Source organism: Fictibacillus solisalsi (assembly GCF_900103485.1).
GTDB lineage: Bacteria > Bacillota > Bacilli > Bacillales > Fictibacillaceae > Fictibacillus_C > Fictibacillus_C solisalsi.
Genome location: NZ_FNHW01000001.1, coordinates 2,128,523 through 2,152,464 on the forward strand (window position 1 = coordinate 2,128,523; position 23,942 = coordinate 2,152,464).

At 44.5% G+C, this 23,942-nt stretch carries 24 protein-coding genes and 1 riboswitch; of the genes, 3 read left to right on the top strand and 21 right to left on the bottom strand.

Translation table 11 applies throughout. From position 1 onward, the window contains the following. Nucleotides 1-26: 26 nt before the first annotated feature. The 10 genes from BLT53_RS10955 to BLT53_RS11000 form a co-directional block, all read right to left on the bottom strand. The gene (locus BLT53_RS10955) at nt 27-1,076 is read right to left on the bottom strand and encodes a GerMN domain-containing protein (RefSeq protein ID WP_090234818.1); all 1,050 of its coding nucleotides are present in this window, start codon (nt 1,074-1,076) and stop codon (nt 27-29) included. A gap of 147 nt (nt 1,077-1,223) precedes the next feature. Beyond that, nucleotides 1,224-2,030, bottom strand: coding sequence for a glutamate racemase (gene racE / locus BLT53_RS10960; RefSeq protein ID WP_090236830.1), 807 nt, complete (start codon nt 2,028-2,030; stop codon nt 1,224-1,226). Nucleotides 2,031-2,240: 210 nt separating this feature from the next. Further along, on the bottom strand, nt 2,241-3,953 hold the full coding sequence (gene ptsP / locus BLT53_RS10965; RefSeq protein ID WP_090234819.1) for a phosphoenolpyruvate--protein phosphotransferase: 1,713 nt from the start codon (nt 3,951-3,953) through the stop codon (nt 2,241-2,243). Next, the gene (locus BLT53_RS10970) at nt 3,953-4,219 is read right to left on the bottom strand and encodes a phosphocarrier protein HPr (RefSeq protein ID WP_090234822.1); all 267 of its coding nucleotides are present in this window, start codon (nt 4,217-4,219) and stop codon (nt 3,953-3,955) included. Before BLT53_RS10970 ends, ptsP begins: the two co-directional genes overlap by 1 nt. A 22-nt stretch (nt 4,220-4,241) precedes the next feature. Next, complete coding sequence (ptsG, locus tag BLT53_RS10975; protein WP_090234824.1) at nt 4,242-6,278, bottom strand: glucose-specific PTS transporter subunit IIBC; 2,037 nt, start codon at nt 6,276-6,278, stop codon at nt 4,242-4,244. Between the two features lie 200 nt (nt 6,279-6,478). Further along, nucleotides 6,479-7,312, bottom strand: a complete 834-nt coding sequence (glcT, locus tag BLT53_RS10980; RefSeq protein WP_090234827.1) for a glucose PTS transporter transcription antiterminator GlcT — start codon at nt 7,310-7,312, stop codon at nt 6,479-6,481. Between the two features lie 144 nt (nt 7,313-7,456). Continuing rightward, nucleotides 7,457-7,681 (bottom strand): helix-turn-helix domain-containing protein, encoded by a 225-nt coding sequence (locus BLT53_RS10985; protein WP_007202417.1) that lies wholly within the window; start codon nt 7,679-7,681, stop codon nt 7,457-7,459. 214 nt (nt 7,682-7,895) lie between these two features. Continuing rightward, complete coding sequence (gene sdhB, locus BLT53_RS10990) at nt 7,896-8,654, bottom strand: succinate dehydrogenase iron-sulfur subunit (protein WP_090234828.1); 759 nt, start codon at nt 8,652-8,654, stop codon at nt 7,896-7,898. A gap of 3 nt (nt 8,655-8,657) precedes the next feature. After that, nucleotides 8,658-10,421, bottom strand: a complete 1,764-nt coding sequence (gene sdhA / locus BLT53_RS10995; RefSeq protein WP_090234830.1) for a succinate dehydrogenase flavoprotein subunit — start codon at nt 10,419-10,421, stop codon at nt 8,658-8,660. A 16-nt stretch (nt 10,422-10,437) separates the two neighbouring features. Beyond that, entirely contained in the window at nt 10,438-11,046 is a 609-nt protein-coding gene (locus BLT53_RS11000; RefSeq protein ID WP_061972564.1) for a succinate dehydrogenase cytochrome b558 subunit, read from the bottom strand. A 317-nt stretch (nt 11,047-11,363) separates the two neighbouring features. On the opposite strand from BLT53_RS11000, the gene BLT53_RS11005 reads away from it, so the two are divergent. Continuing rightward, nucleotides 11,364-11,846 (top strand): YslB family protein, encoded by a 483-nt coding sequence (locus tag BLT53_RS11005; RefSeq protein ID WP_090234831.1) that lies wholly within the window; start codon nt 11,364-11,366, stop codon nt 11,844-11,846. A gap of 48 nt (nt 11,847-11,894) precedes the next feature. Here the strand turns inward: BLT53_RS11005 and BLT53_RS24715 are convergent, their stop codons facing one another. Then, the gene (locus BLT53_RS24715; RefSeq protein WP_139168393.1) at nt 11,895-12,233 is read right to left on the bottom strand and encodes a hypothetical protein; all 339 of its coding nucleotides are present in this window, start codon (nt 12,231-12,233) and stop codon (nt 11,895-11,897) included. A gap of 94 nt (nt 12,234-12,327) precedes the next feature. On the opposite strand from BLT53_RS24715, the gene bioB reads away from it, so the two are divergent. Beyond that, nucleotides 12,328-13,317, top strand: a complete 990-nt coding sequence (gene bioB, locus BLT53_RS11015; RefSeq protein ID WP_090234835.1) for a biotin synthase BioB — start codon at nt 12,328-12,330, stop codon at nt 13,315-13,317. Nucleotides 13,318-13,354: 37 nt separating this feature from the next. Here bioB and BLT53_RS11020 read toward each other — a convergent pair whose 3' ends face one another. From BLT53_RS11020 to BLT53_RS11060, 9 genes are all read right to left on the bottom strand, one after another. Beyond that, nucleotides 13,355-14,590, bottom strand: a complete 1,236-nt coding sequence (locus BLT53_RS11020; protein WP_090234838.1) for an aspartate kinase — start codon at nt 14,588-14,590, stop codon at nt 13,355-13,357. Between the two features lie 185 nt (nt 14,591-14,775). Beyond that, nucleotides 14,776-14,966, bottom strand: a riboswitch (Lysine riboswitch). 76 nt (nt 14,967-15,042) lie between these two features. Beyond that, nucleotides 15,043-16,764 carry an excinuclease ABC subunit UvrC gene (gene uvrC / locus BLT53_RS11025; protein WP_425284701.1) on the bottom strand — a complete coding sequence of 574 codons (1,722 nt, stop codon included), beginning with the start codon at nt 16,762-16,764 and terminating at the stop codon, nt 15,043-15,045. A 195-nt stretch (nt 16,765-16,959) separates the two neighbouring features. Beyond that, nucleotides 16,960-17,271 carry a thioredoxin gene (gene trxA / locus BLT53_RS11030; protein ID WP_061972561.1) on the bottom strand — a complete coding sequence of 104 codons (312 nt, stop codon included), beginning with the start codon at nt 17,269-17,271 and terminating at the stop codon, nt 16,960-16,962. Between the two features lie 259 nt (nt 17,272-17,530). Continuing rightward, on the bottom strand, nt 17,531-17,671 hold the full coding sequence (locus BLT53_RS11035; RefSeq protein WP_090234843.1) for a histidine phosphatase family protein: 141 nt from the start codon (nt 17,669-17,671) through the stop codon (nt 17,531-17,533). Nucleotides 17,672-17,761: 90 nt separating this feature from the next. Beyond that, complete coding sequence (locus BLT53_RS11040; RefSeq protein WP_090234844.1) at nt 17,762-18,739, bottom strand: electron transfer flavoprotein subunit alpha/FixB family protein; 978 nt, start codon at nt 18,737-18,739, stop codon at nt 17,762-17,764. Nucleotides 18,740-18,752: 13 nt separating this feature from the next. Then, a complete protein-coding gene (locus tag BLT53_RS11045; RefSeq protein ID WP_090234846.1) occupies nt 18,753-19,523 on the bottom strand; it encodes an electron transfer flavoprotein subunit beta/FixA family protein in 771 nt (256 codons plus the stop codon). Nucleotides 19,524-19,543: 20 nt separating this feature from the next. Continuing rightward, nucleotides 19,544-20,314 (bottom strand): enoyl-CoA hydratase, encoded by a 771-nt coding sequence (locus BLT53_RS11050; RefSeq protein WP_090234847.1) that lies wholly within the window; start codon nt 20,312-20,314, stop codon nt 19,544-19,546. 40 nt (nt 20,315-20,354) lie between these two features. Next, the gene (gene fadR, locus BLT53_RS11055; RefSeq protein WP_090234850.1) at nt 20,355-20,948 is read right to left on the bottom strand and encodes a fatty acid metabolism transcriptional regulator FadR; all 594 of its coding nucleotides are present in this window, start codon (nt 20,946-20,948) and stop codon (nt 20,355-20,357) included. A 144-nt stretch (nt 20,949-21,092) separates the two neighbouring features. Continuing rightward, nucleotides 21,093-22,799, bottom strand: coding sequence for an AMP-binding protein (locus tag BLT53_RS11060; RefSeq protein ID WP_090234851.1), 1,707 nt, complete (start codon nt 22,797-22,799; stop codon nt 21,093-21,095). Between the two features lie 183 nt (nt 22,800-22,982). Between BLT53_RS11060 and BLT53_RS25715 the strand changes: the two genes are divergently transcribed. Next, nucleotides 22,983-23,150, top strand: coding sequence for a DUF6254 family protein (locus BLT53_RS25715; protein WP_170834314.1), 168 nt, complete (start codon nt 22,983-22,985; stop codon nt 23,148-23,150). A gap of 383 nt (nt 23,151-23,533) precedes the next feature. On the opposite strand, the gene BLT53_RS11065 is transcribed toward BLT53_RS25715, so the two are convergent. Next, complete coding sequence (locus BLT53_RS11065; protein ID WP_090234853.1) at nt 23,534-23,938, bottom strand: DUF350 domain-containing protein; 405 nt, start codon at nt 23,936-23,938, stop codon at nt 23,534-23,536. Between the last annotated feature and the right edge of the window lie 4 nt (nt 23,939-23,942).

Genomic DNA, 23,942 nt, shown 5'->3' on the forward strand with positions numbered 1-23,942 from the left:
TTATCCTACCACAAGTTTTTATTTCATTAAAATTCTCCGGTGTTCACCATTTCAGGACGGGAAACAGGGGCAGTAATGGATTTCCCTTCTTCATTTTTTAATTTTGCTTTGCCGTCTACCTGTATCGCTACTTTTTTCACACCACTCAGTTCAGTCAATGATAAGACGATGGATTGGAGCACTGTATCATCGATGGTATGTTCCGATTTGTTTTCAAGAATGGCTTTATTGAAGTTTAAGGTGGCGACTCCATTTTTCAATACTGGAGGGTCCAGCAATTTTACATCATTTCTCATACCAGTAAGCAGCCTGCTCTGCTCACCCGGCCCCTGAACCAGTTCACTGATCGCTGCACTGATTTTGTCTGAGTCATTTTTGGCCACACGGCGTGTCACCGGCACATAGTAGGTTTGAGAATCATTTTGGGCAACAAAGTAGAGTGTTGCCGTGTCACTGCCTGTCATATCCACGACATTCCCATTTTCAATGTTGATTCCATCTGCCCGGCTGACTCCATCATTGATGGGGGTGTGGTTAACCGGCATTACTTTTTGATCCTTGCCGTCTATTTGTATCTTTACGTTTTTGATATTGTCAAATTGTGTAAGAGTAAAGGTAATCGCCTGAAGAAGTTTCTGCTCATCCTGTCCTCTGTAATCCATAAATTCTTTCGAAAAATTAGCTGTCGCCGTTCCATCCTTGCTGACTGCAACATCGAGCACCTGCGTGTCAGGGGGAAGTACAGCCTGAAAACCGTTCGGCAGAATATTGGAGACCGGCCCGTCCTTAACCAGATATTCGAGCACCTGCTTCGCAGCGGTTCCTGTCTTTGGCAAATTCAACATCTGAGGCACCACCAAACCATTGCTGTCGAGCAAAAACAGCTGGCGTTTTACAGCGTTCTTGTTTGCTTTTGCTGTTGCCTGTGCATCGAGAGACTTCCCGTCTTTAACATAGTTCACTTTCGGAGGATCGACCTCATTCTCTGCTTTATTTCCTCCCATTCCACATCCCGCCATCAATATGGAAACTGACAGCAGAAGAAGCGGCGCTCCTATTTTGAACCTTTTGTACATACTTTTCCCTCCCCAAGTGGTTGTACTACTATGTATACGGGCTGTCCCCCCATTTAGACCACTCTGTTGAGAAAAAAAAAAAGCAAAACGGTTACCCGTTTTGCCCTTGGCACAAATCGTTACCGATTTTGCCCCACGCACAAATCGTTACCGATTTTGCCCCAATGTAATAAAGTGTACTTTCTCGATATTTTGTTCCATCCAATGATTGGCGATTTCAAGAAAATGACCGTTATCCGAAGTAGAGAAAAATTCATGCTCAGGCATCCGCTCTCCCTTGTACAACATAGCGCTGTGATCGAGAATTGCCGACACTTCCCGTGCTGTTTCAGCACCCGAACAGATCAGTTTTATGCCCTCTCCCATGACACGCTGAATGACCGGGCGCAGCAAAGGGTAGTGTGTGCAGCCGAGAATCAGGGTGTCAATCGGTGTATCTTTTAATTCCTGAAGTACTTCGGATACCACTTGTACGGTTTCTTCCCCGTCAAGCTCTCCCTTTTCAACCAGTGGCACAAAAGGGGGACATGCAAGACTGTGTACTGTAATGTCCCCTTTGATGCCTTTTAACGCATTTTCATAAGCACGGCTTTTAATGGTCCCTACGGTGCCAATAACGCCCACCTGGCCATTTTGTGACACTTTAAGGGCCGTGCGTGCCCCAGGATTGATCACCCCAATGACAGGAATGCTCAGCTTTTCTTTGACTTCTTCCAATATAGCTGCCGTTGCCGTATTGCAGGCAATAACCAGCATTTTTATTTCCTTGCTCAGAAGGAATTCAATCATTTCCAGTGTATAGGTTCTAACTTCGTCCATCGGCCGCGGGCCATAAGGGCAGCGGGCTGTATCTCCCAGGTAATAGATTTCTTCCTTGGGCAGCTGCCGCATAATCTCTCTTGCCACCGTCAATCCGCCGACACCCGAGTCAATTACACCTATTGGTTTATCCATTTTTTCCGCCTCTTCTTTCTTCCGGTGTCTATTCATGTTGTATGCTCCTGCTTTGAAAAATGGTTAAATCCCTTCCATCTTCACTGCTGCATCCAAACATCCACCAGTTCAACACAAAATCCTTAAAAAGGATAAAAGAAAAATTCATGGTTGTCAACAAAGAAAAGCCGATCCTTTACTAAAGGATCAGCTCTTATCATTCATTTGCCATTAAAAATTTTCATTCACAAACTTTACAACTTCTTCAGCAGTATCCATGTTTAAAATCGTATCTACATGTCTTGCAGCTTCGGATTTGGAAAGTTTGGAAAGCTGGCTTCTGGCAGGAAGCACAGAGGTTGCGCTCATGGAGAATTCATCTAGTCCAAGACCGAGAAGAATCGGAATAGCGATTGGATCTCCTGCCATTTCTCCACACATGCCTACCCATTTACCTTCTTTGTGAGCAGCATTGATGACCATTTGAATCAAACGGAGAATAGCCGGGTTGTATGGCTGATACAAGTATGAAACTCTCTCGTTCATTCTGTCTGCCGCCATCGTGTACTGAATAAGATCGTTTGTACCAATGGAGAAGAAATCAACTTCTTTGGCAAATCGGTCTGAAAGCACCGCTGTCGATGGAATTTCGACCATGATTCCAAGTTCAATGGTTTCTGAAACATCAATATTCTCTTTTGTGAGCTTTTCTTTTTCTTCAAGAAGAACTTTCTTGGCTTCACGGAACTCGACCAGCGTAGCAATCATCGGGAACATGATCTTCAAATTGCCGTGTGCACTTGCACGGAGCAACGCTCGCAGCTGTGTTCTGAAGATATCCTGCTGTTCCAGGCAAAGTCGGATGGCACGGAAACCAAGAAACGGATTCATTTCTTTTGGAAGGTCCAAATAAGGCAGTTCTTTGTCACCGCCAATATCCAGCGTACGGATAACAACAGGCTTTCCTTCCATTTTTTCTAGAACTTCTTTATACGCCTTAAACTGTTCTTCTTCAGTTGGAAGCTGGTCACGGCCCATATACAAAAACTCTGTACGATAAAGCCCAACACCTTCAGCACCATTCTCAAGCACACCTTGAACGTCTTGAGGTGTTCCAATGTTGGCAGCAAGTTCTATATGCTGATCATCAGCCGTAGTTGTTTGCTCGTTAACAAGCTTCGCCCACTCTGCTTTTTGCTCTTTATATTGATCTTGTTTCTTCCTATAAAGGGCCAGTTCTTCTTCTGTTGGGTTAACAATAACTTCGCCGTCGAGTCCGTCAATCACAAGAATCGTGCCGTTTTGAATTTTTTCGGTCACCACTTTGGTTCCAACGACTGCTGGAATTTCCATCGAACGGGACATGATAGCGGAATGGGAAGTTCTTCCGCCAATATCCGTTGCAAAACCAAGAACAAATTGACGGTTAAGCTGGGCGGTATCCGATGGTGTTAAATCTTCAGCAATAATAATGACTTCTTCAGAAATGCTTGCAGGGGACGAGAATTGAACTCCCAGCAAATGAGCAAGAACACGTTTTGATACGTCGCGGATATCTGCCGCACGCTCTTTCATATATTCATTGTCCATTTGTTCAAACATGGTAATGAACATGCTGGATATTTCATCCATTGCACTTTCTGCATTTACATTTTCGCTTTCAATTTTCGTTTTTACTGCATCAATAAGCTCTGGATCTTCAAGAACAAGAAGATGGGCAGCAAAAATTGCTGCCTTATCTTCTCCTAAATCTCTTAGTGCATTTTCTTTAATAATCTGAAGCTCGCCTTTCGCCTTTTCAACAGCGGCGGAAAAACGGTTAATCTCAGAAGCAGTATCTTCCACCTGCTTCTTTTCGATTGTCAATTCAGGATTCTCAAGGATGAATGCTTTGGCAATCGCTATGCCCGCTGATGCAGCAATACCTGAAATTTTTTCAGACATTACTCACCAAGTCCTTCCTTTTTCATTACATCTTCAATCGCTTTCAACGCTTCGTCAGCATCGTTTCCTTCTGCTTTGATCGTGATTTCAGAACCGCTTTGGATTCCAAGGCTCATAACGCCCATGATGGATTTAAGGTTAACGTTTTTCCCGTTATACCCAAGAGTGATATCTGAGCTAAATTGTCCCGCCTGGTTAACAAGAACTGTTGCCGGACGTGCGTGGATTCCTGAATCGCTAGTTACTTTAAATGTTTTTTCTGCCATGATTAAAAACTCCTTTGATATTTTAGTGGATTGCAATGATATTTTCTTCACCTTTAGACACATTTCCTGTTTTTTCGAGGTGAATGCTTTCTCCTTCAGCAAGGTTGGTAAACACGATTGGTGTTATAACTGATGGAGCGTTTCCTTTTACAAAATCAAGATTAACTTTCATTAATTCTTGCCCTTGCTCTATGATGTCACCCTCATTCACAAACAATTCGAAACCTTCTCCTTTAAGTTTGACCGTGTCGATTCCAAAATGGACGAGAATCTCGCGGCCGCCATCGGATTCAATTCCAATCGCGTGCTTTGTAGGGAATACGTTGATGATCTTACCATTTACTGGTGATACTACTGTTCCATCCGAAGGTTCCACAGCAAATCCATCACCCATCATTTTACCAGAAAACACTTGGTCAGGCACTTCTGTTATAGGCATGATTTTCCCTTCCAGCGGTGAAACGAAACGTTCAGCTACGGCTGGTGCAGGTACTTCCATTTCTTGCTTTTCGGTTAATGGTTCTTTCGATGTTGCTACCACTTTACCATCCATAATATCTTTGATTTCACTCTTAAGGGTATCTGAGCGTGTTCCGAAAATGGCCTGAATGTTGTTGCCCATTTCAAGTACTCCAGATGCTCCGAGCTTTTTCAAACGATCTTTATCGACATTTTTTGCATCATTAACCGCAACACGCAGACGTGTAATACAAGCATCAAGATCACGAATGTTCCCTTTTCCGCCGAGTCCCTCAAGAATGTTGGCCGCTAAAGAACCTTCATTGCTCGCACTCACGTTTGTTTCTACTTCATCATCCACGACTTCGCGTCCCGGAGTCTTAAGATCCCATTTTCTGATCGCAAAGCGGAAACCGAAGTAATAAATTACAGCAAGAACCAAACCTACCGGAATAACAAGCCACCAGGCGGTACGGCCCGGCAGAACACCGAACAACAAATAATCGATAACCCCACCTGAGAAAGTCATACCGATTTTAACATTTAACAGCTGCATTGTCATAAATGACAACCCGGCAAAAATGGCATGAATCCCGAAAAGTACAGGAGCCACGAACAAGAATGTGAATTCAAGTGGTTCTGTAATCCCTGTAAGAAACGAAGTCAGGGCAGCAGAGCCCATGATGCCCGCTACGACTTTTTTGTGTTCAGGGCGCGCTTCATGATACATAGCTAGCGCTGCTGCCGGAAGACCGAACATCATGAATGGGAATTTACCTGTCATGAAAGTACCGGCTGTTAGTGGTGCACCATCTTTAATTTGAGCGAAGAAGATTTTTTGGTCACCGCGGATGATGTCACCGGCTTTGTCCGTATATTGCCCAAACTCAAACCAGAATGGAGAGTAGAAAATGTGATGAAGTCCGAAAGGGATTAACGAACGTTCAATCACACCAAAAACGAATGCTGCAAGTGTACGGTTGGAATCAAGCATAAAATGTGAAAATGAATTCAGCCCGTTTTGTGCATATGGCCAAACACCGATCATGATGATTCCAAGTACCAGGGATGAAACCGCTGTAATAATCGGCACAAACCGTTTACCAGCAAAGAATCCTAAGTATGGAGGCAGTTCGATCTTATAAAAACGCTTATATAGATACGAAGCAAGAATACCTACGATAATACCGCCAAAAACACCGGTTTGCAACGTGGGAATCCCAAGTACATTGGCAAACTCGGGACTGTCTTTGATCATGTCCGGCGTGATGCCTTTTAATGTGCCCATCGTCACATTCATGATCAAGTATCCGATGATGGCAGCAAGTCCGGCCACCCCTTCTCCACCGGCCAGACCGACGGCTACCCCTACCGCAAAAAGCAGGGACAGGTTGGAAAACACAATGTTCCCTGAGTTTTCCATAACACTTGCCACAAGCTGGAACCAGCCTGCTTTTAATGCAGGTATCTTGTCAAGCAATGCAGGGTTTTTGAACGCATTACCAAAGGCTAAAAGCAAACCAGCCGCCGGCAAAATCGCAACCGGTAGCATCAACGCCTTACCTACCCGCTGAAGCACCCCAAAAATTTGTTTCCACATGGGTATGTTCCTCCTTTAAATTTATTAAATATAGTTGTATTGGAAGCTGAATCAATAAAAAAAGGCATGAGTGGTTAAAAAAAGCGCATACAAAAGCCAGTCAGATATAGATTATCCGAATTAAGCTCTTACTACACTTTTTTCTTCACTCATGCCTGATCGAATCAGTAACACGTAAAGCAAAAGTACATTTATTAAATTTAAGTAAGCCTTTGCAAATGCATCGTCAGATACACCGATTCCGCTTCCGGAATGGGCTTGTTCAACGTATTCTGCATTACCTTAATTAACTTCCAAGCAAGATTGTAGCACAAAGGATATTCTTCTTTCAACACCTTTGCTAACTTTTCTTGTTTGTCCACCTTTTCGCCGGCTTCCACCCGTTCGATTGTATGCCGCAAATGCCTGACAAGCCTCAAGTAATTGATACTTTTCCGGTCCAGCTTAATTTCAAGAGACTCTTCGATTAATTCCGCCAGCCTGTTGATCAGTCGTGAATGCTGATTGATATCACTCAAACTTCTATTGGTTACGGCACTGTGGATATGAAGCGCAACAAAGCCGATCTCGCCATCCGGCAAATGAATGCCGAGAACCTGATTGATCTCCTCGATTACTTCTTCGGCTACAGTAAATTCCTTTGGATAGAGGGTCTGGGTTTCCAAAAGAAACGGATTCCGAATATCCATTCCTTGTTCCAGGCGTTTAACAGCAAAAGCCATATGGTCGGTAAGGGCCACATGGATATGTTCATTTAATGTGGTTTGCATCCGCTTCTCTATGTGGGTAATCACATCGTTGAGAAGTTCGATAAATGATTCATCAAGGGAACGGACCAGAGATACATACTGCTCCTGCTCTTTTTCACTGGTCAGAATATAGAGTTTGTCAATGACATCCCCCTTTATGATATCACCCTTAACCTTCCCAAACCCGATACCCTTTCCGATCAGGATCAATTCCATGCTTGAAGCATCTGTCGCGACTACTGCATTATTGTTGAGTGTTTTTTTTATGCGGAAGGGTGCATTCATCCTGTTTCCATTCCTTTCGAGCAGTAAGCCTAGAATTTTGCAATGCCTACATCATAGCCCAAAAAAGGTTGTTTAGCAATTATCAAAATCGGGTTTTACCACTTCAAAAAAGAAAAACGGCTTTCAGCGAAAGCCGTTTTCTGACTAAATTTCTAGTTCTCCAAGCCTCAATAATTCTACAACGGCTTGAGAGCGCCCTTTCACCCCAAGCTTTTGCATTGTGTTGGAAATGTGGTTGCGAACGGTCTTCTCGCTAATAAAAAGCTGTTCTGCGATTTCTTTGGTTGTCTTGTCTTGGACCAATAATTCAAAAACTTCTCTTTCTCGTTTTGTAAGTAGAGGCTTCGGTCGGTAGTGTTTCTCCTTCAATGATTTCACCCCTCCTTGCTAGGGTTTAAGAACTGCCAATGCACATTTGCAAATTGGAAGTATTTAGTCAACATATACTATGTCAGAAAGTTTTTAGGAGTGACTTGGTTCATTGAAAAAGTCTCGGATTTCCTTCCTGCTCTTTCCTTACTATGCGCCCGTTTTTAAAAATAGACATAAAGAAAACCCCTCCGATTCCGAAGGGGCTTTTCCATTATACTCGGTCGCTTCCAAAAAAGTTTTTGAACGCCTGAAATGTAGTGGCACGATTGAGAGCAGCAATTGAAGTTGTCAACGGGATACCCTTTGGACAAGACTGCACGCAGTTTTGAGAGTTGCCGCAAGATGCAAGACCTCCGTCTTCCATCAACGCATTCAAACGTTCTTCCTTGTTCATCTCTCCTGTTGGATGCGCATTGAACAATCGAACCTGAGACAAAGGGGCAGGACCGATGAAATCAGATTTGCTGTTTACATTCGGGCATGCTTCCAGACACACACCGCATGTCATGCACTTGGAAAGCTCATAAGCCCATTGGCGTTTTGTTTCCGGCATGCGGGGTCCAGGACCTAAATCATAGGTACCATCAATTGGAATCCATGCCTTCACACGCTTCAGAGCATCGAACATACGGCTTCTGTCGACAGCAAGGTCACGTACGACTGGGAATGTTTTCATTGGGGCCAGACGAATCGGCTGTTCAAGCTTGTCAACGAGAGCCGTACATGCTTGGCGCGGCTTCCCGTTAATGACCATGGAGCATGCTCCACATACTTCTTCAAGGCAGTTCATTTCCCACGTAACAGGAGTAGTCGCTTCCCCTTTTGCATTCACAGGGCTTCTGCGAATTTCCATCAGCGCGGAAATGACATTCATGTTCGCACGATATTCAAGCTCGAATTCTTCTTCGTACGGGGCCGTTTCAGGAGTGTCTTGTCTGGTGATGAGAAACTTAATTGTCTTATCACTCATGATTTATTTCGCCTCCGCTTTCTTTTTGGAATAGTCACGCTTACGCGGCTTGATGTATTGAATGTCCACTTCTTCATAAGAGAAATCAGGACCGTTAGTTGCAGGGTTAAAGGTTGCTTTAGTTGTTTTTAGCCATTCATCATCATTACGATCCGGGAAGTCCGGCTTGTAGTGTGCGCCACGGCTTTCATCACGGTTTAAGGCACCAAGCGTAATGACTCTTCCAAGCTGAAGCATATGCCACAGCTGGCGTGTAAAGGATGCACCCTGGTTGCTCCACTTGGCCGTATCATTGATATTGATTTTTTTGTATCGCTCCATCAATTCCTGGATTTTTTCATCGGTTTGCTGAAGCTTGTCATTATAGCGTACAACTGTAACGTTATCCGTCATCCATTCACCAAGTTCTTTGTGAAGAACATACGCATTTTCATTACCGTCCATGCTAAGAATGTTATCGTATTTTTCTTGCTCTTTGCGAACCTGCTGCTCAAATACAGAAGCAGAAACGTCATCGGAGCTTTTTTCAAGCCCATTTACATAAGCAGCAGCAGCAGGGCCCGCCTGCATTCCGCCGAAAATGGCAGAAAGAAGTGAGTTGGCACCCAAACGGTTGGCTCCGTGGTATTGATACTCACATTCACCCGCAGCGAAAAGACCAGGGATGGTGGTCATCTGGTTAAAGTCAACCCACATGCCTCCCATAGAATAATGGACAGCAGGGAAGATTTTCATCGGAACTTTACGTGGGTCATCCCCCATGAATTTTTCATAGATTTCTATAATTCCGCCAAGCTTGATGTCCAGTTCTTTTGGATCTTTATGAGAAAGGTCAAGATAGACCATGTTTTCGCCGTTGATTCCCAATTTTTCATCAACACACACATGGAAAATTTCACGTGTAGCAATATCACGGGGAACAAGGTTTCCATATGCAGGATACTTTTCTTCAAGGAAGTACCAGGGTTTACCGTCTTTATAGGTCCAAACACGGCCACCTTCACCACGGGCTGATTCACTCATAAGACGAAGCTTGTCATCCCCCGGAATTGCTGTTGGGTGAATTTGAATGAACTCACCATTTGCATAATCTACACCTTGCTGGTATAGAGAAGCTGCTGCTGCTCCAGTATTTATGACAGAGTTCGTAGATTTACCAAAGATAATTCCAGGTCCTCCGGTCGCCATGATAACAGCATCCGCAGCAAAGCTGTGAATCTCCATTGATTTTAAATTCTGGGAAGTTATACCGCGGCAAACGCCTTCATCGTCGACGATCGCGGACAAGAATTCCCAGCCTTCATATTTTGTAACCAGGCCGGCTACTTCATGGCGTCTTACTTGCTCGTCCAACGCATATAGAAGCTGCTGTCCGGTTGTTGCTCCGGCAAATGCGGTACGGTGATGCTGTGTTCCCCCGAAACGGCGGAAATCAAGCAATCCTTCCGGCGTCCGGTTAAACATTACACCCATGCGGTCCATAAGATGGATAATTCCTGGTGCCGCTTCGCACATCGCTTTTACAGGAGTTTGGTTCGCAAGAAAGTCTCCCCCATAGATCGTATCATCGAAATGGACGTACGGAGAATCCCCTTCCCCTTTTGTATTTACAGCCCCGTTAATTCCGCCCTGTGCACATACAGAGTGGGAACGTTTAACAGGAACCAGCGAAAACAAGTCAACCTTCATACCGGCTTCAGCTGCCTTGATGGTAGCCATAAGCCCGGCAAGGCCTCCACCAACAATAATAATATTTCCTTTACTCAAGATGGTTCACCCCTTCTTAAATGAATGCAAAAATAGTTCGGACACTCACGATCGCAAGCGCAACAAAAACGCCCATCGTCACGTAAGTAGAAATTCTCTGTGATCGAGGCGAAACCGTAAGACCCCAGCTGACAAAAAATGACCATAAACCGTTTGAAAAGTGAAATACGGCGGAAAGAACACCGATTAAGTAAAATGCCACCATGAATGGTGAGCTCAAAATGTCTGCCATCATCTGATAGTTTACTTCTGCTCCAAAGGCTGCTGCAATTCGAGTTTCCCAAACATGCCAGGAAACGTAGATTAGAGTAATAACTCCAGTCACGCGCTGTAAAAGATACATCCAGTTACGGAAATACCCATAACGGCTTGTGTTGTTCTTCGCCGTAAAAGTAATATAAAGTCCGTAAATCGCATGAAAATAGAGAGGAATAAAAATAACAACCGCTTCCAGAATATAACGGAATGGTAAGTTGCCCATAAAATCTGCTGCATTATCAAACGATGCTGCCCCTTTTGTTGCAAAATAGTTTACAACGAGATGCTCTAGTAGAAATAGTCCTACCGGGATTACACCGAGTAATGAGTGTAGCCTTCTTGTGTTAAAACTTCGACTGCCTGCCATTCAATTTGCCCCTTTCTAAATTACCTCTGTCTTTTTTGAAACCACTGGTTTCTCTCCGTCCCTTTTTGAAAGCTATTCCTCAGCGCTTAAAGTAAAAAGATGATAGTTAATGCGTTAACTTAATAACATGTTTCATTTTACTCCCATCGTTTGACACCGTCAAGAAAACGTTAACATATAAATTTCAAAAAAGTCTTGATTTAAAAGGGTTTTTTCAATGTCATCGCTCACGGGAAATTCGACAAATATGTGACTTTTTATAGAGTTCTCGTATTATTCAGGCTATAATGGAAAACGTAGAAAGCGGGGAGATCGAAATGGAACAACATGAGAACATCCAGCAAAGCGAGGAAAAAGCAACAAAAGAAACTCCACCTGCTGGAGGTGTTCCGGTTTTCGGCTATGAACTTTTGAAAAACATTCTGCTGCCGGAATTGCTTGGAAAAGAAGAACGCAACATCCTGTATTGGGCCGGACGCAGCCTGGCGAGGAAATTTCCTTTAAGCTCAACAGACGAACTGATTCACTTTTTTGCAGAAGCCGGTTGGGGAAGCCTGATTATTGCCGAAATGAACAAAAATGAGATGATACTGGAACTGTCTTCTCCACTCATTGACAAACGCTTTGAACTACAGGAAAACCCTACCTTCGGCCTTGAAGCAGGGTTTATTGCAGAACAAGTACAAAATCAGCGAAAGTGCATCTCGGAAACCTATGAAACGGTAAAGCGTAAAAATAAAATTCAGTTTACTGTACAGTGGGACCGAAAAGACGAAACTTCCACCGAAAAACTAGCTTAAATCCACTCACGATTGAAACCGGCATGCCGGTTTTTTTTATTTGCTCTTTTAGAAGATTGTTGCTCTCCATACACTTATCAAAATCTCTTTATTGATTAGATGAGTAATGCCAGGGGTGAGATCCTCGAAAATGAGCACCACATTTTCTTCGTACGGTGCTTCAATGCCGAAGCGTTTCTTCTCCAAGCGGGAGAGCATAACAGGTGCTTGCACCGGCAAAGGAGGTGCGGGCACCGGCAAGGGAGGTGCTTGCACCGGCAAGGGAGGTGCGGGCACCGGCAAAGGAGGTGCGGGCACCGGCAAGGCGTCTACGTGGTAAGACCCACAGTACGCACCATGGAAAGTTGGCATCCTGAAACGGAAATCAACCACTTCCGAGATCAACAAAGGTTAGACTGCCCTTAACCAATTTGACAATTTGATGCCCCGTCCCTTAATGTTAACTTATAAGTTTTTTAAGTTGACAATTAGGAGGAGTTCAATGGACTGGAACCAGCTTGGAAAAGATGTGATCAACGGAAAAATACTTAACCATCAAGAGGCCATGAGCATTCTGGAGTCTCCGGATGATGAATTGCTTCCCCTTCTTCATGGCGCATATATCGTGAGAAGGCATTACTTTGGAAAGAAGGTGAAATTGAATAAAATCATCAATACAAAATCCGGCATGTGCCCCGAAGACTGCGGATATTGCTCGCAATCCTCTGTTTCTGCAGCACCAATAGAAAAATACACAATGATGGATAAAGAAGCCATTGTCGCCGGGGCAGAGAAAGCCTATCAGCAAAATGTAAGAACCTATTGTATTGTAGCAAGCGGGCGAGGACCACTCCAGAGAGACTTGGCGACCGTGATCGAAGCCGTAAAGGAAATCAAATCCTCGTATACTATGAAAATTTGCGCCTGCCTGGGTATTGTCAGCGAAACACAGGCACATCAGCTTAAGGAAGCAGGCGTAGAACGATACAACCATAACATCAATACAGCCAAAGACCATCACAGAGCCATTACGACCACTCATACATATGCAGACAGGGTCACTACCCTTGACAAAATAAAAGAAGCTGGCCTTTCTCCTTGTTCAGGAGTCATCATCGGCATGGGAGAAAGCTACAACGATATTATAGCCATGGCCAAGGCTCTCCGGGAAATCGATGCGGATTCGATTCCCGTTAATTTCCTTCATCCCATCCCAGGGACTCCTCTTGAAAACATGGACAATCTGAATCCACGTTTTTGCTTAAAGGTACTGGCTTTGTTCCGGTATATAAACCCCGCGAAGGAAATCAGAATATCCGGCGGCAGGGAAGTAAACCTTCGCAGCCTGCAGCCTCTGGGCCTTTATGCGGCAAACTCCATCTTTGTCGGTGATTATCTGACAACCGACGGACAGGAAACTACTGCAGATCATCAAATCCTTGAGGACCTCGGGTTTGAGATCGACTTTTTGAATGAGAAGGCAAACGTATAGAAAAATAAAACGTCCGGGCAAAATTGCCCGGACGTTATTATGCGTGTTGAACTGGTACTCTGGCATCGAGTTCAAAGACATCATGAAGTGTTTCTATGGCATTAATCATGTCCTGCTGCCCCACCACGGTGGACACTTTGATCTCTGAGGTGCTTACCATTTTGATCATAATATCTTTATCAGATAAAGCCTTAAACATTTGGGCTGCGACACCAGGATTGGAGATCATTCCTGAGCCGACAATAGAAACCTTCGCCAGTCCATCTTCATGCAGAATTTGGCCGAAACCAAGCTGTCCCTTGTTCTGCTCCAAAAGCTGGACTGTCTCATCAAAAATGGCACTGTCAATGGAGAAGGAAATGTTGGTTTTTTCCTGCTTGTTTACACTTTGAATTATAATATCAACATTTATGTTATTGTCCGCGAGCAAGGAGAATACAGACGAAAGTGTATTCAACCCGTTCGGGAGATTCTCAATTGTGATTTTGGTAACATTGCCTTCAAAAGCCAGTCCTCTTACCACTAGATTGTTTTCCATTTCTGCTTCCTCCTCAACGATTGTTCCACGTTCCTCTTCCATGCTTGAACGGACTTCAAGCTTTACTCCATAATTCTTGGCAAATTCAACCGCTCTTGGATGCAGGACCCCTGCCCCCAAATTGGCCAGTTCAAGCATTTCATCATAAGAAATGGCGGCCAGTTTCCGTGCATGCTTCACAACGCGAGGATCGGTGGTAAACACACCTGTCACATCCGTATAAATTTCGCATTTGTCCGCACGAAGGGCTGCAGCTAAAGCAACAGCTGTTGTGTCTGAACCTCCCCGGCCAAGAGTCGTAATACTTTGCGAGGCTGTCCATCCTTGAAATCCGGCAACGACTGCTATTTTTCCTTCATTTAAAAGCAGTTCAATTCTTTTCGTATCAATGTCCAATATTCTCGCATTGCCATGAAGGCTCTCCGTTTGGATACCCGCCTGCCATCCGGTGAGTGATTCCGCCGGATGTCCCGCCTCCTCAAGAGCCATGGCTAACAAGGATATGGTAATTTGTTCACCTGTGGTGAGCAGCATGTCCATCTCCCGTTTGGATGGCTTGCTTGTCATTTCTCCTGCCAGCTTTACCAGTTCGTCAGTTGTCTTGCCCATGGCAGAAACAACCGCAATCACCTGATTTCCTTCATTTGCCGCCTGAATAATCCGTTTGGCCGCATTCCTGATTTTTTCGGGAGTACCAACACTCGTCCCTCCGAATTTTTGAACGATTAACGCCACAATGGTCCATCCTTTCTCATCCGCAAAAGTTATTATGCTAAAAGACACCCAGATATGGCCAGCCCGTTTCGGCTTCCACTTTTCAACAAACTGTAAAACTGTTTATGAATACAAAAAAGCAGCAATAAGGAAAAGACCTTATTGCTGCTTGAATAGGCAACAGTAAGCCAGCATGTTTTCCCCTCATGTGAGATAGTCCTCCACACATCCTCCGGGCAAGGAATGTGTGACAGCTCTGCATTTGTTCAATGCAGGTCCAGCCTTAAGAAAAAGGAAGTTTCTTAAAGCTTCGGCAAAAATCCCCTTTCAGCCACCGTCATAAGAGCTCCTTCTCTTCCGGTTGCTTACTATTGGTTTTTGCTCCTCTACCATCACTTCAAAAACTGAAGTATGGCGCTCTATTAAAATTTGTATTTAGTGTAGCAAAGCAAATTTTAAAAATCAACCCTTTTTTATGATGAATCCTTTTGCAGTGCCTGCATGATTTCTTCTGCTACCCCCATGGGGATGCCTGCTGCACGAAAATCCTCGATCGTTGCCTCTTTCATTTTTTTTATGGATCCAAACTTTCTAAGCAGCAGTTTTTTTCTTTTTTCACCAACGCCCGGAATATTATCCAGGCTGGAACGGAACATGCCCTTATCCCTGACCTGACGGTGGAACGAGACCGCAAAACGGTGCACCTCATCCTGTATGCGCTGCAAAAGATAAAACTCCTGGCTGTTTCTCGGCATCTCCATAATTTCCGGCGGATTTCCCATTAACAGCTGGGACGTGCGGTGTTTTTCATCTTTCGCCAAACCGCCAACCGGGATAAAGAGATTCAATTCGTTTTCAAGAACATCCTGTGCTGCGGCAATCTGTCCTTTTCCGCCATCAATAATAATAAGATCCGGCAGCTGTCCGTTTTCCTTCAGGATTCGGGAATACCTTCTACGTACAACCTCTTTCATGGAAGCATAATCATCAGGACCGGTTACGGTTTTAATCTTGTATTTACGATACTCTTTTTTGTTGGGTTTACCATCCTCGAAAACAATCATCGCCGAAACCGGACTCGTGCCATGAATGTTTGAATTATCAAACGCTTCTATCCGGTAAGGGGCCGGGATGTTCAGCTGCCTTCCAAGGTTTTCGACCGCTTTAATGGTCCGTATTTCATCACGCTCAATGAGTGCAAACTTTTCTTTCAGTGCATTTTGGGCATTTTTAGTGGCAAGATCAACAAATTCTTTCTTTTGCCTTTGCTTTGGCTGCGTCACCTTCACCTGAAGCAGCTCGTTCACCATATCCCCGTTTACCTCTTGAGGCAAAATAATTTCTTTGGGGAGGATATGATTTTTTTGCAGGTAAAACTGACCGATAAACGTTAAGAAATCCTCAGAAGCCTCTCCATAGAATGGAAAAAGCGAGACGTCTCTTTCGATCAGTTTGCCTTGCCTGATGAAGAAAACCTGAACACACATCCAGCCTTTGTCGTAATGATAGCCAAACACGTCTTTGTCCGCCATGTCAGCGGTCATCATTTTCTGCTTCTGCATAACCGCATCGATATGCTGGATCTGATCCCTGAGCTCTTTTGCTCGTTCGAAATTAAGCTCCTCCGAAGCCGCAAGCATTTTTTGGGTTAATTCCTCTCTTACTTCGGGAAATCCACCATTTAAAAACTTCACGATCTCATCGACCATCTCTTTGTTCTGTTCCTTCGAAATATCATAAACACAAGGCCCAAGACATTGACCGATGTGATAATACAGGCACACCTTGTTTGGCATATGATCGCATTTACGCAGCGGATACAAACGGTCCAGCAGCTTCTTGGTCTCCTGGGCGGCATAGGCATTGACAAAGGGCCCAAAATACTTGCCCTTATCCTTTTTTACCTTTCTGGTATATAAAAGCCTTGGCTGTTCCTCTCCGGTTATTTTCAGATAAGGATAGGTTTTATCATCTTTCAGCATGACATTGAACTTCGGATCATATTTTTTGATCAGGTTCATCTCAAGAAGGAGAGCTTCAAATTCCGAGGAGGTAATGATGTATTCAAAATCCGCAATGTTCGCTACCAGCCGCTGGGTTTTCCCATCATGTGAACCTGAAAAATAAGACCTTACCCGGTTCTTAAGGACCTTTGCTTTACCAACATAGATGACTTTTCCGAACTGATCTTTCATGAGGTAGCATCCTGGCTGATCGGGAAGTACTGCCAGCTTTTCTCTTATAATATCCAACGTGCCTCTCCCCCCCTTTCTATGTAATATCATAGCATGATACGCTTCATTTTGCAGTTCATAAGAACAGACGCTCTCCCTAGTTAACCAAGAAAAAGGCCAGCCATATCATGGCCAGCCCTTCCTTAGGTTTGGTTTTTATTTGTGTTTATTTAACAGTTCGCCTAATGCTTCTTTTGGCTGAAAGCCTACAACCTGGTCAACGACCTCACCATTTTTGAAAACGATAAGAGTTGGAATGCTCATTACTCCATATTTTCCGGCTACTTCCTGGTTTTCGTCAACATCAAGTTTTACTACTTTTAAATCTTCGTTCTCGCTGGCAAGCTCTTCTAGAACCGGCGCGATCATTTTACAAGGTCCGCACCATGGTGCCCAAAAGTCAGCTAGGACTAGGCCTTCGCTTGTTTCTTGGCTGAACGTCTGATCAGTTGCATTTACAATTGCCATATTAAAATTGCCTCCTTAATTTCAGCATGTAAACAGAGTATATCATCAAACCTAATTTACATCTATTTGTTTGCTCATGCTTTATCGTACCCAAATTGTGACACAATCAAACCCTGCCATTCATTGGTGAGGGAACCTTGAGATGAGCGTTGCAATTAAACAACTCGCACTCCCATTGCTGCTCCCTATAGTTCAGGATACTCACCGATGTATTAAAGAGTGAAGCTTCATACTCCACCATTTTTCAACATATCCCTGATCAGCATACCGATACCCGCCTGGCCAAAGCACCCGCCTGATCCCGTCCATCCGCATTGAGCGGAATATCCATGATTCCCTGAATTCTTCCCGCGGCATTCCAGTCGGTTGGGCCTTGTCTTACAAATGCTACTGTCGCCAATTTGCCCGCTCATTTCTTCGGATTTGGACCTATTTTATCATTGATGGTGCTGTAAAAACAAAAAGCCGGCAGAGACCGCCGGCGCTTTGCTTATGATTTCACCAAAACATTCTTGAATTCTTCAGTTAACAGGGGAACGACTTCAAACAAATCTCCTACGATGCCATAATCGGCAACAGAGAAAATGCTCGCTTCCGGATCCTTGTTAATTGCGACGATCACCTTGGAATTGGACATGCCGGCAAGATGCTGAATCGCTCCTGAGATGCCGCATGCTATATACAAGTCCGGTGTTACTACTTTGCCTGTCTGGCCAATCTGCAGGGAGTAATCGCAATAGTCTGCATCACACGCTCCTCGGGAAGCACCTACCGCTGCACCCAGAACATCTGCCAATTCCTGTAACGGTTTAAAGCCATCCTGCGATTTTACGCCGCGCCCACCTGCCACGATAATTTTCGCTTCAGAGAGGTCAACGCCGGTGGAAGCTTTGCGGACTACATCTTTAACAACCGTGCGTAAATCCTTTACGTCAACCGCTAAAGCAGCAACCTCTCCGGAGCGGCTTTCATCGATTTCAAGCGATGGGATATTGTTCGGGCGGATGGTGACGAATACAAGTCCGTCTGTGATCACTTTTTTCTCGAACGCTTTTCCGGAGTAAATCGGACGGGTAAATACCACATTCTCTCCGGCTTGCTCAAGCGACGTTACATCTGAAATCAATCCTGATTTCAGACGGGCTGCAAGTCTAGGAGAAAGGTCTTTCCCGAGCGCAGTGTGCCCAAGTACCAATCCTTCGGGTTTTTCCTGCTCAATCACTTGCAAAAGCGCTTGAACATAACCATCTGTTGAATAGGTTGATAACAGGCTGTGTTCAGCAAGTACCACGCGGTCGGCTCCATAGTGGATCAATGCTTTACCGGCTTCATTTAATCCTTCACCGCATAGAACAGCGACAATTTCTCCGCCTGAAGAAATTTCCTTTGCTGCAGCTACAGCCTCAAAGGATACATTTCTTAATTCTCCGTCACGAACTTCTCCGAGTACCAGAACCTTTTTAGACATGTTGTATTCCTCCTTATATCACTTTTGCTTCTGAGCGTAGTAATGAAACAAGTTCTTTAACTTGGTCGTTGACTTCACCACTTAGGATTTTGCCTGCTTCTTTCTTAGCCGGCAGGAATACCTCCACCGTCTTTGTTTTGGCTTCTACATCTTCTTCATCGATGTCCAGATCATCAATTTCAAGCGTTTCAAGCGGCTTTTTCTTGGCCTTCATAATTCCCGGCAAAGATGGATAACGGGGTTCATTCAATCCTTGTTGAGCGGTAACCAATAGTGGAAGCGACGTTTCGATTTTTTCCACATCACCTTCTACATCGCGCTCAATGGAGACATCCGTGCCATTTACTTCAATCTTAGTAATCGTGGTCACCTGCGGAATTCCAAGAAGTTCTGCCAGGCGCGGGCCGACTTGACCTGATCCATTATCAATCGCTACGTTTCCGCCAAGAATTAAATCATATTCCTTATCTTTGAAAAATTCAGCCAGCACAGCAGACGTGGTGAATTGGTCTGAGCTGTCAAGTTCCTCAGTATCGATCAGAACGGCTTTATCGGCACCCATGGCAAGTGCTGTGCGCAATTCTTTTTCGGATTCTTCTGTTCCGACTGTTACAACAGTTACTTCACCGCCATGTGCATCACGGAGTGTAATCGCTTCTTCAATCGCGTACTCATCGTACGGATTGATGATGTATTCGGCACTGTCATGGGAAATTTCCCCGTTAGAAATGCTGATTTTCTCTTCGGTATCGAACGTGCGTTTTAAAATCACATATAGATTCATGCGAAACCCTCCAATGAAAATTAGTTTTTAAAGTTTGGCTTTCTTTTTTCGATAAATGCCTGAATCCCCTCTTGTCCATCTTCGGAGACAAACACTTTTCCAAAATACTGAGATTCCTTTTTGGCTCCTTCCCCGTACTGACCCTTTGCAGCATACTGCAACAATTCGAGGGTGTAGCGGATGGAGAGAGAACTCTTGGCCGCTGCCTTTCCTGCCAGACTGTAAGCCTTTTCAAAAAGGTCTTCATCTGGATAAGCTGCTGTCGCCAATCCCCATGACACCGCTTCCTCTCCGGTTATCGGTTCGGAGGTGACCAGCATTTCAGCCGCTTTTGCAGCGCCTACATATTTCGGGAGCCTCTGTGTGCCTGCAAAACCGGGAATCAATCCTAGCTGCAACTCTGGCAAACCAAGCTTTGCTTCTTTTGAAACCAGACGGATATGGCAAGCCATTGCCAGCTCCAGGCCACCGCCAAGTGCAGCACCATGTATGGCAGCGATAATCAGTTTCGGATAATTCTCCATCCGGTCAAAAAGCTGCTGGCCAAACGCTCCCAGCTCTGCAAAATCGGCTTCATTCTGGATTGTTGTAAATTCCTTAATATCTGCACCTGCAGAAAAAAATCTACCCTCTCCTTTAAGCACGATCACTTTTGCTTCACCATCATGCTCAAGGTCATCAAACACCTTGGACAACTCGCGGATCAGCTGGGTCGACAAGGCGTTCGCCGGGGGCCGGTTGAGCTGTATGGTAGCAATGCGATTCTCTTTATAAACCTGTAAGAATTCCACACTCTCTCACTCCTTATTTATCTGGTTAATGCAGAGGTGGTTAGCTCCCTGCAATATTGCTTAATCCATTAACAAGCATTCGATGTACTGGAAGAGCCAGGGAAGGCAGATCATAACGGTGGTCGTTCATCACCCAGTTCGTCGCCGTTTCATCTATCGTCCCAAAAATCATCTGCCTTGCCAGCCGTGTATCCATTGTTCTGTCAAACACGTTTTCCTCCATACCCTCATTCAGGATGAGATCAATCAGTGACAGGTACCTCTTTAACACCTCACCAATTTTGGCACGAAGCGCCCGATTGGTCTGGCGAAGCTCGAGCTGGGTGACAATGGACAGCTGATGATCCTCATTCAGTAGTTTGAAATGCATCTCGATCAGTGTTAACAGTTTCTCAATGGCCGACGCTTTTCCTTTCAGCTCATTCCCCGTTTTTTCGATAAAGGTTCCCATTTTTTCGTTAAAAACAGAAACGAGCAGATCTTCTTTATTTTTAAAATAAAGGTAGATCGTCCCATCTGCTACAGATGCCTGTTTTGCAATCTTGGATACTTGGGACTGATGATATCCATGAATTGCGATGACATTCACCGCGGCATCAATAATTTGATCATACTTTGGGCCTTTACGCTTCACGATAATCTCCTCACTTCAAAACGAGCTGCTGTAAACTGAATGATTGTTCATTCATAATTTAATTGTAAAACAAGTCGTTTTTTTCTGTCAATTCTATTATTCATTTCTTTTGCTAAAAAAACAAGGACCTTTTTAAAAAGGCCCTTAAATCTCTTGTGCTTCCGTTGCTTGTGTGTGCCGTTCTTTTGCCTTCTCTTCCTCCAGCAGAACACGCCGCAATATTTTTCCGACCATAGTTTTAGGAAGCTCGGCACGGAATTCGTAAATCCGTGGCACTTTAAATGCCGCCATATGTTCGCGGCAAAATTGATTTAACTGCTCTTCTGTACATGTCATGTTTTCTTTTAACACCACAAATGCTTTTACGGTTTCCCCCCGGTAAGGATCAGGTACCCCGACCACCACTGCTTCTTTTACCGCTTCGTGTTCGTAAAGCACCTCTTCCACTTCACGCGGGTAAATATTGTAGCCGCCCGCAATAATGAGATCTTTTTTCCTGTCTACAATATAGAAATACCCATCCTCATCCATATAGCCCATATCCCCGGTCATCAGCCATCCGTCTTTCAGGACAGCGGCCGTTTCCTCGGGCTGGTTCCAGTAACCTTTCATCACTTGGGGACCGCGCACCATCAACTCGCCCACTTCACCGACATGTGCCGGCTCATCCCGTTCTGTGGAATAAATAGCTGCTTCCGTATCTGGCCATGGAACACCAATGCTGCCTTTTACCTTGTTGCCGTAAATAAAATTGCAATGGGTTACCGGGGAAGCCTCTGTCAGCCCGTAGCCTTCGACAATATTTCCCGAGATCACACCCTGAAATTTTTGCTGGACCTCCAGTGGAAGAGGAGCAGAACCGCTGATGCACGCCTTGATGGATGAAAGATCATACTTCCCTAAATCAGGGTGGTTCAGCAAGGCAATGTACATGGTCGGTGCTCCTGGAAACAAAGTTGGACGATGTTTATGAATCGTCTGGAGCACCTGCTTGGCATCAAAACGGGGCAGAATAATCAGCTTTGCCCGGGTCATGATCGCCTGGTTCATGACCACCGTCATCCCGTATACATGGAAAAACGGAAGTGCCGCAAGCACCACTTCTTCCCCGACCCGGTGTTTATAGATCCAGATACTGCATTGCTTTGCGTTAACGGCGAGGTTGGAATGCGTAAGAATCACACCCTTTGATGGTCCTGTCGTTCCGCCCGTATACTGCAGGAGCGCAATATCTTCCTTTGGATCGATGGTTAGGGGAATTCTTGCCATACTGCTGTTGTTCAGCAAATCTTTAAATGCATAAACACTGCCACCATACTGGACGTCAACCAAAATATACGGCTTTTGCTTTTTTTGGATAAACGGATAAACCACGTTTTTCGGAAATGGCAAATAGTCTTTAATGCCTGTGACAACCACATGCCTTAGTGAAGTTTCTTCTTTGACCGCCGCTACCCTTGAAAACAACTGGTCCAGACAAACGATCGCCACAGCTCCGCTGTCTTCAAGCTGATGGCTTAGTTCTCTTTCTGTATAAAGAGGATTGGTTTGGACAACAATTCCCCCGGCAAGGAGAATTCCGTAATATGCAATGACCGCCTGCGGGCAATTTGGCAGCATGATTGCCACCCGGTCCCCCTTCTCTATTCCCAGGGAAACCAATCCGTTGGCAAAGCGGAGCGCACTGATATGCAGCTCCTGATACGATAATTCTTTTCCTAGAAAATGAAGAGCAGTTTTTTCTGGGGTTATTTTAGCTGCTTCTTCCAGGTACGTGAATAAAGGCTTTTCTTTGTAGTCAACTTCACTGGGGATTTCGGGTGGATAATGGTTTAGCCATCTTCTTTCCACTTTTATCTCCTCCTTGATTCACGCCTTTCCTTAAAATACTCTCTCATACAATATTATAATGAAAACGCATTCAATTTAATATATATTTTTAAAATTTAAAAATTTTTTCACCGGATTTGGTACTTTTTTTCGGGGATTGACTGTTTTTCTAGACTGCATACTAAACGCAAAGGAGGAGAAAAAATGACACAGTCTAAAGCAAGAAGAGAAGGGGAACGAAGAGCAGGAAAAGAAAACCAGCATCCCCATGGCAAAATTAAATCACAGCATGAACTCTCAAGCGAAATTGGCATGAAGAACAACAACGAACTCACCACCCAGCCAGCTGATTATGATGAGATTGAGTATTAGGCAGAAAAGCTGAAGCATGCATCCAGTTGCATTGGAAGGGTTTGTTTGCAGTGGACATAACCCGATTTTGGAAGGTATTTTCAAATTATGGAGGGTATTCCATCCGTATGGATACAAGGCTCTCATCCATAAGCTAAAGGAATAACCTTCGCATGGCGGACCCATAAAAAAACAAAACTTTACTAAAAACCGGCCGAAATCAGGCTGGTTTCTTCTTCCTCCTGCATAAAAAACAACATAAAAAAGCTGCAATGCAAGAAGGTGCGCTGCAGCTTTTTAAATTTACGTTAAAAAAAGCAAATAAACGATGCCGAACAGAATAAAAAGGCCGCTTACTACAAATAAAACTTTCCATAATGTGTCCATCGATGCTTCACTCTCTCCTAGTGGATCCCTGAACCGATAACAAAGGACAATCCGATGGAAATGATCATGGAAATCAGCCCCACTGCCCGGTTATCGTTTTCAATCTCTTCGTCCACATTAAATTTCGGGGTTAGAAATTCAAAGATAAAATACCCTGCCAGCAGCAGCACGAAGCCGAACAGCCCCCACCCCATCATCTGCGGCAAGGAGTCGTTCTGGGCAATGGAGTACCTGAAGATGTTGGCAATGCCAAAAATCTTCCCACCAGTCGCCATGGCAACAGCCACGTTTCCGTTTTTTATTTCCACCCAGTTCTGATACCGGGTAACCAGTTCAAATATTGCAAGGAATATGACGAGAAAAAGGACGACTACACTGTAGTATGCTGCCGTTTGGATAAACGGATTCTGGGATACATCCATCTCT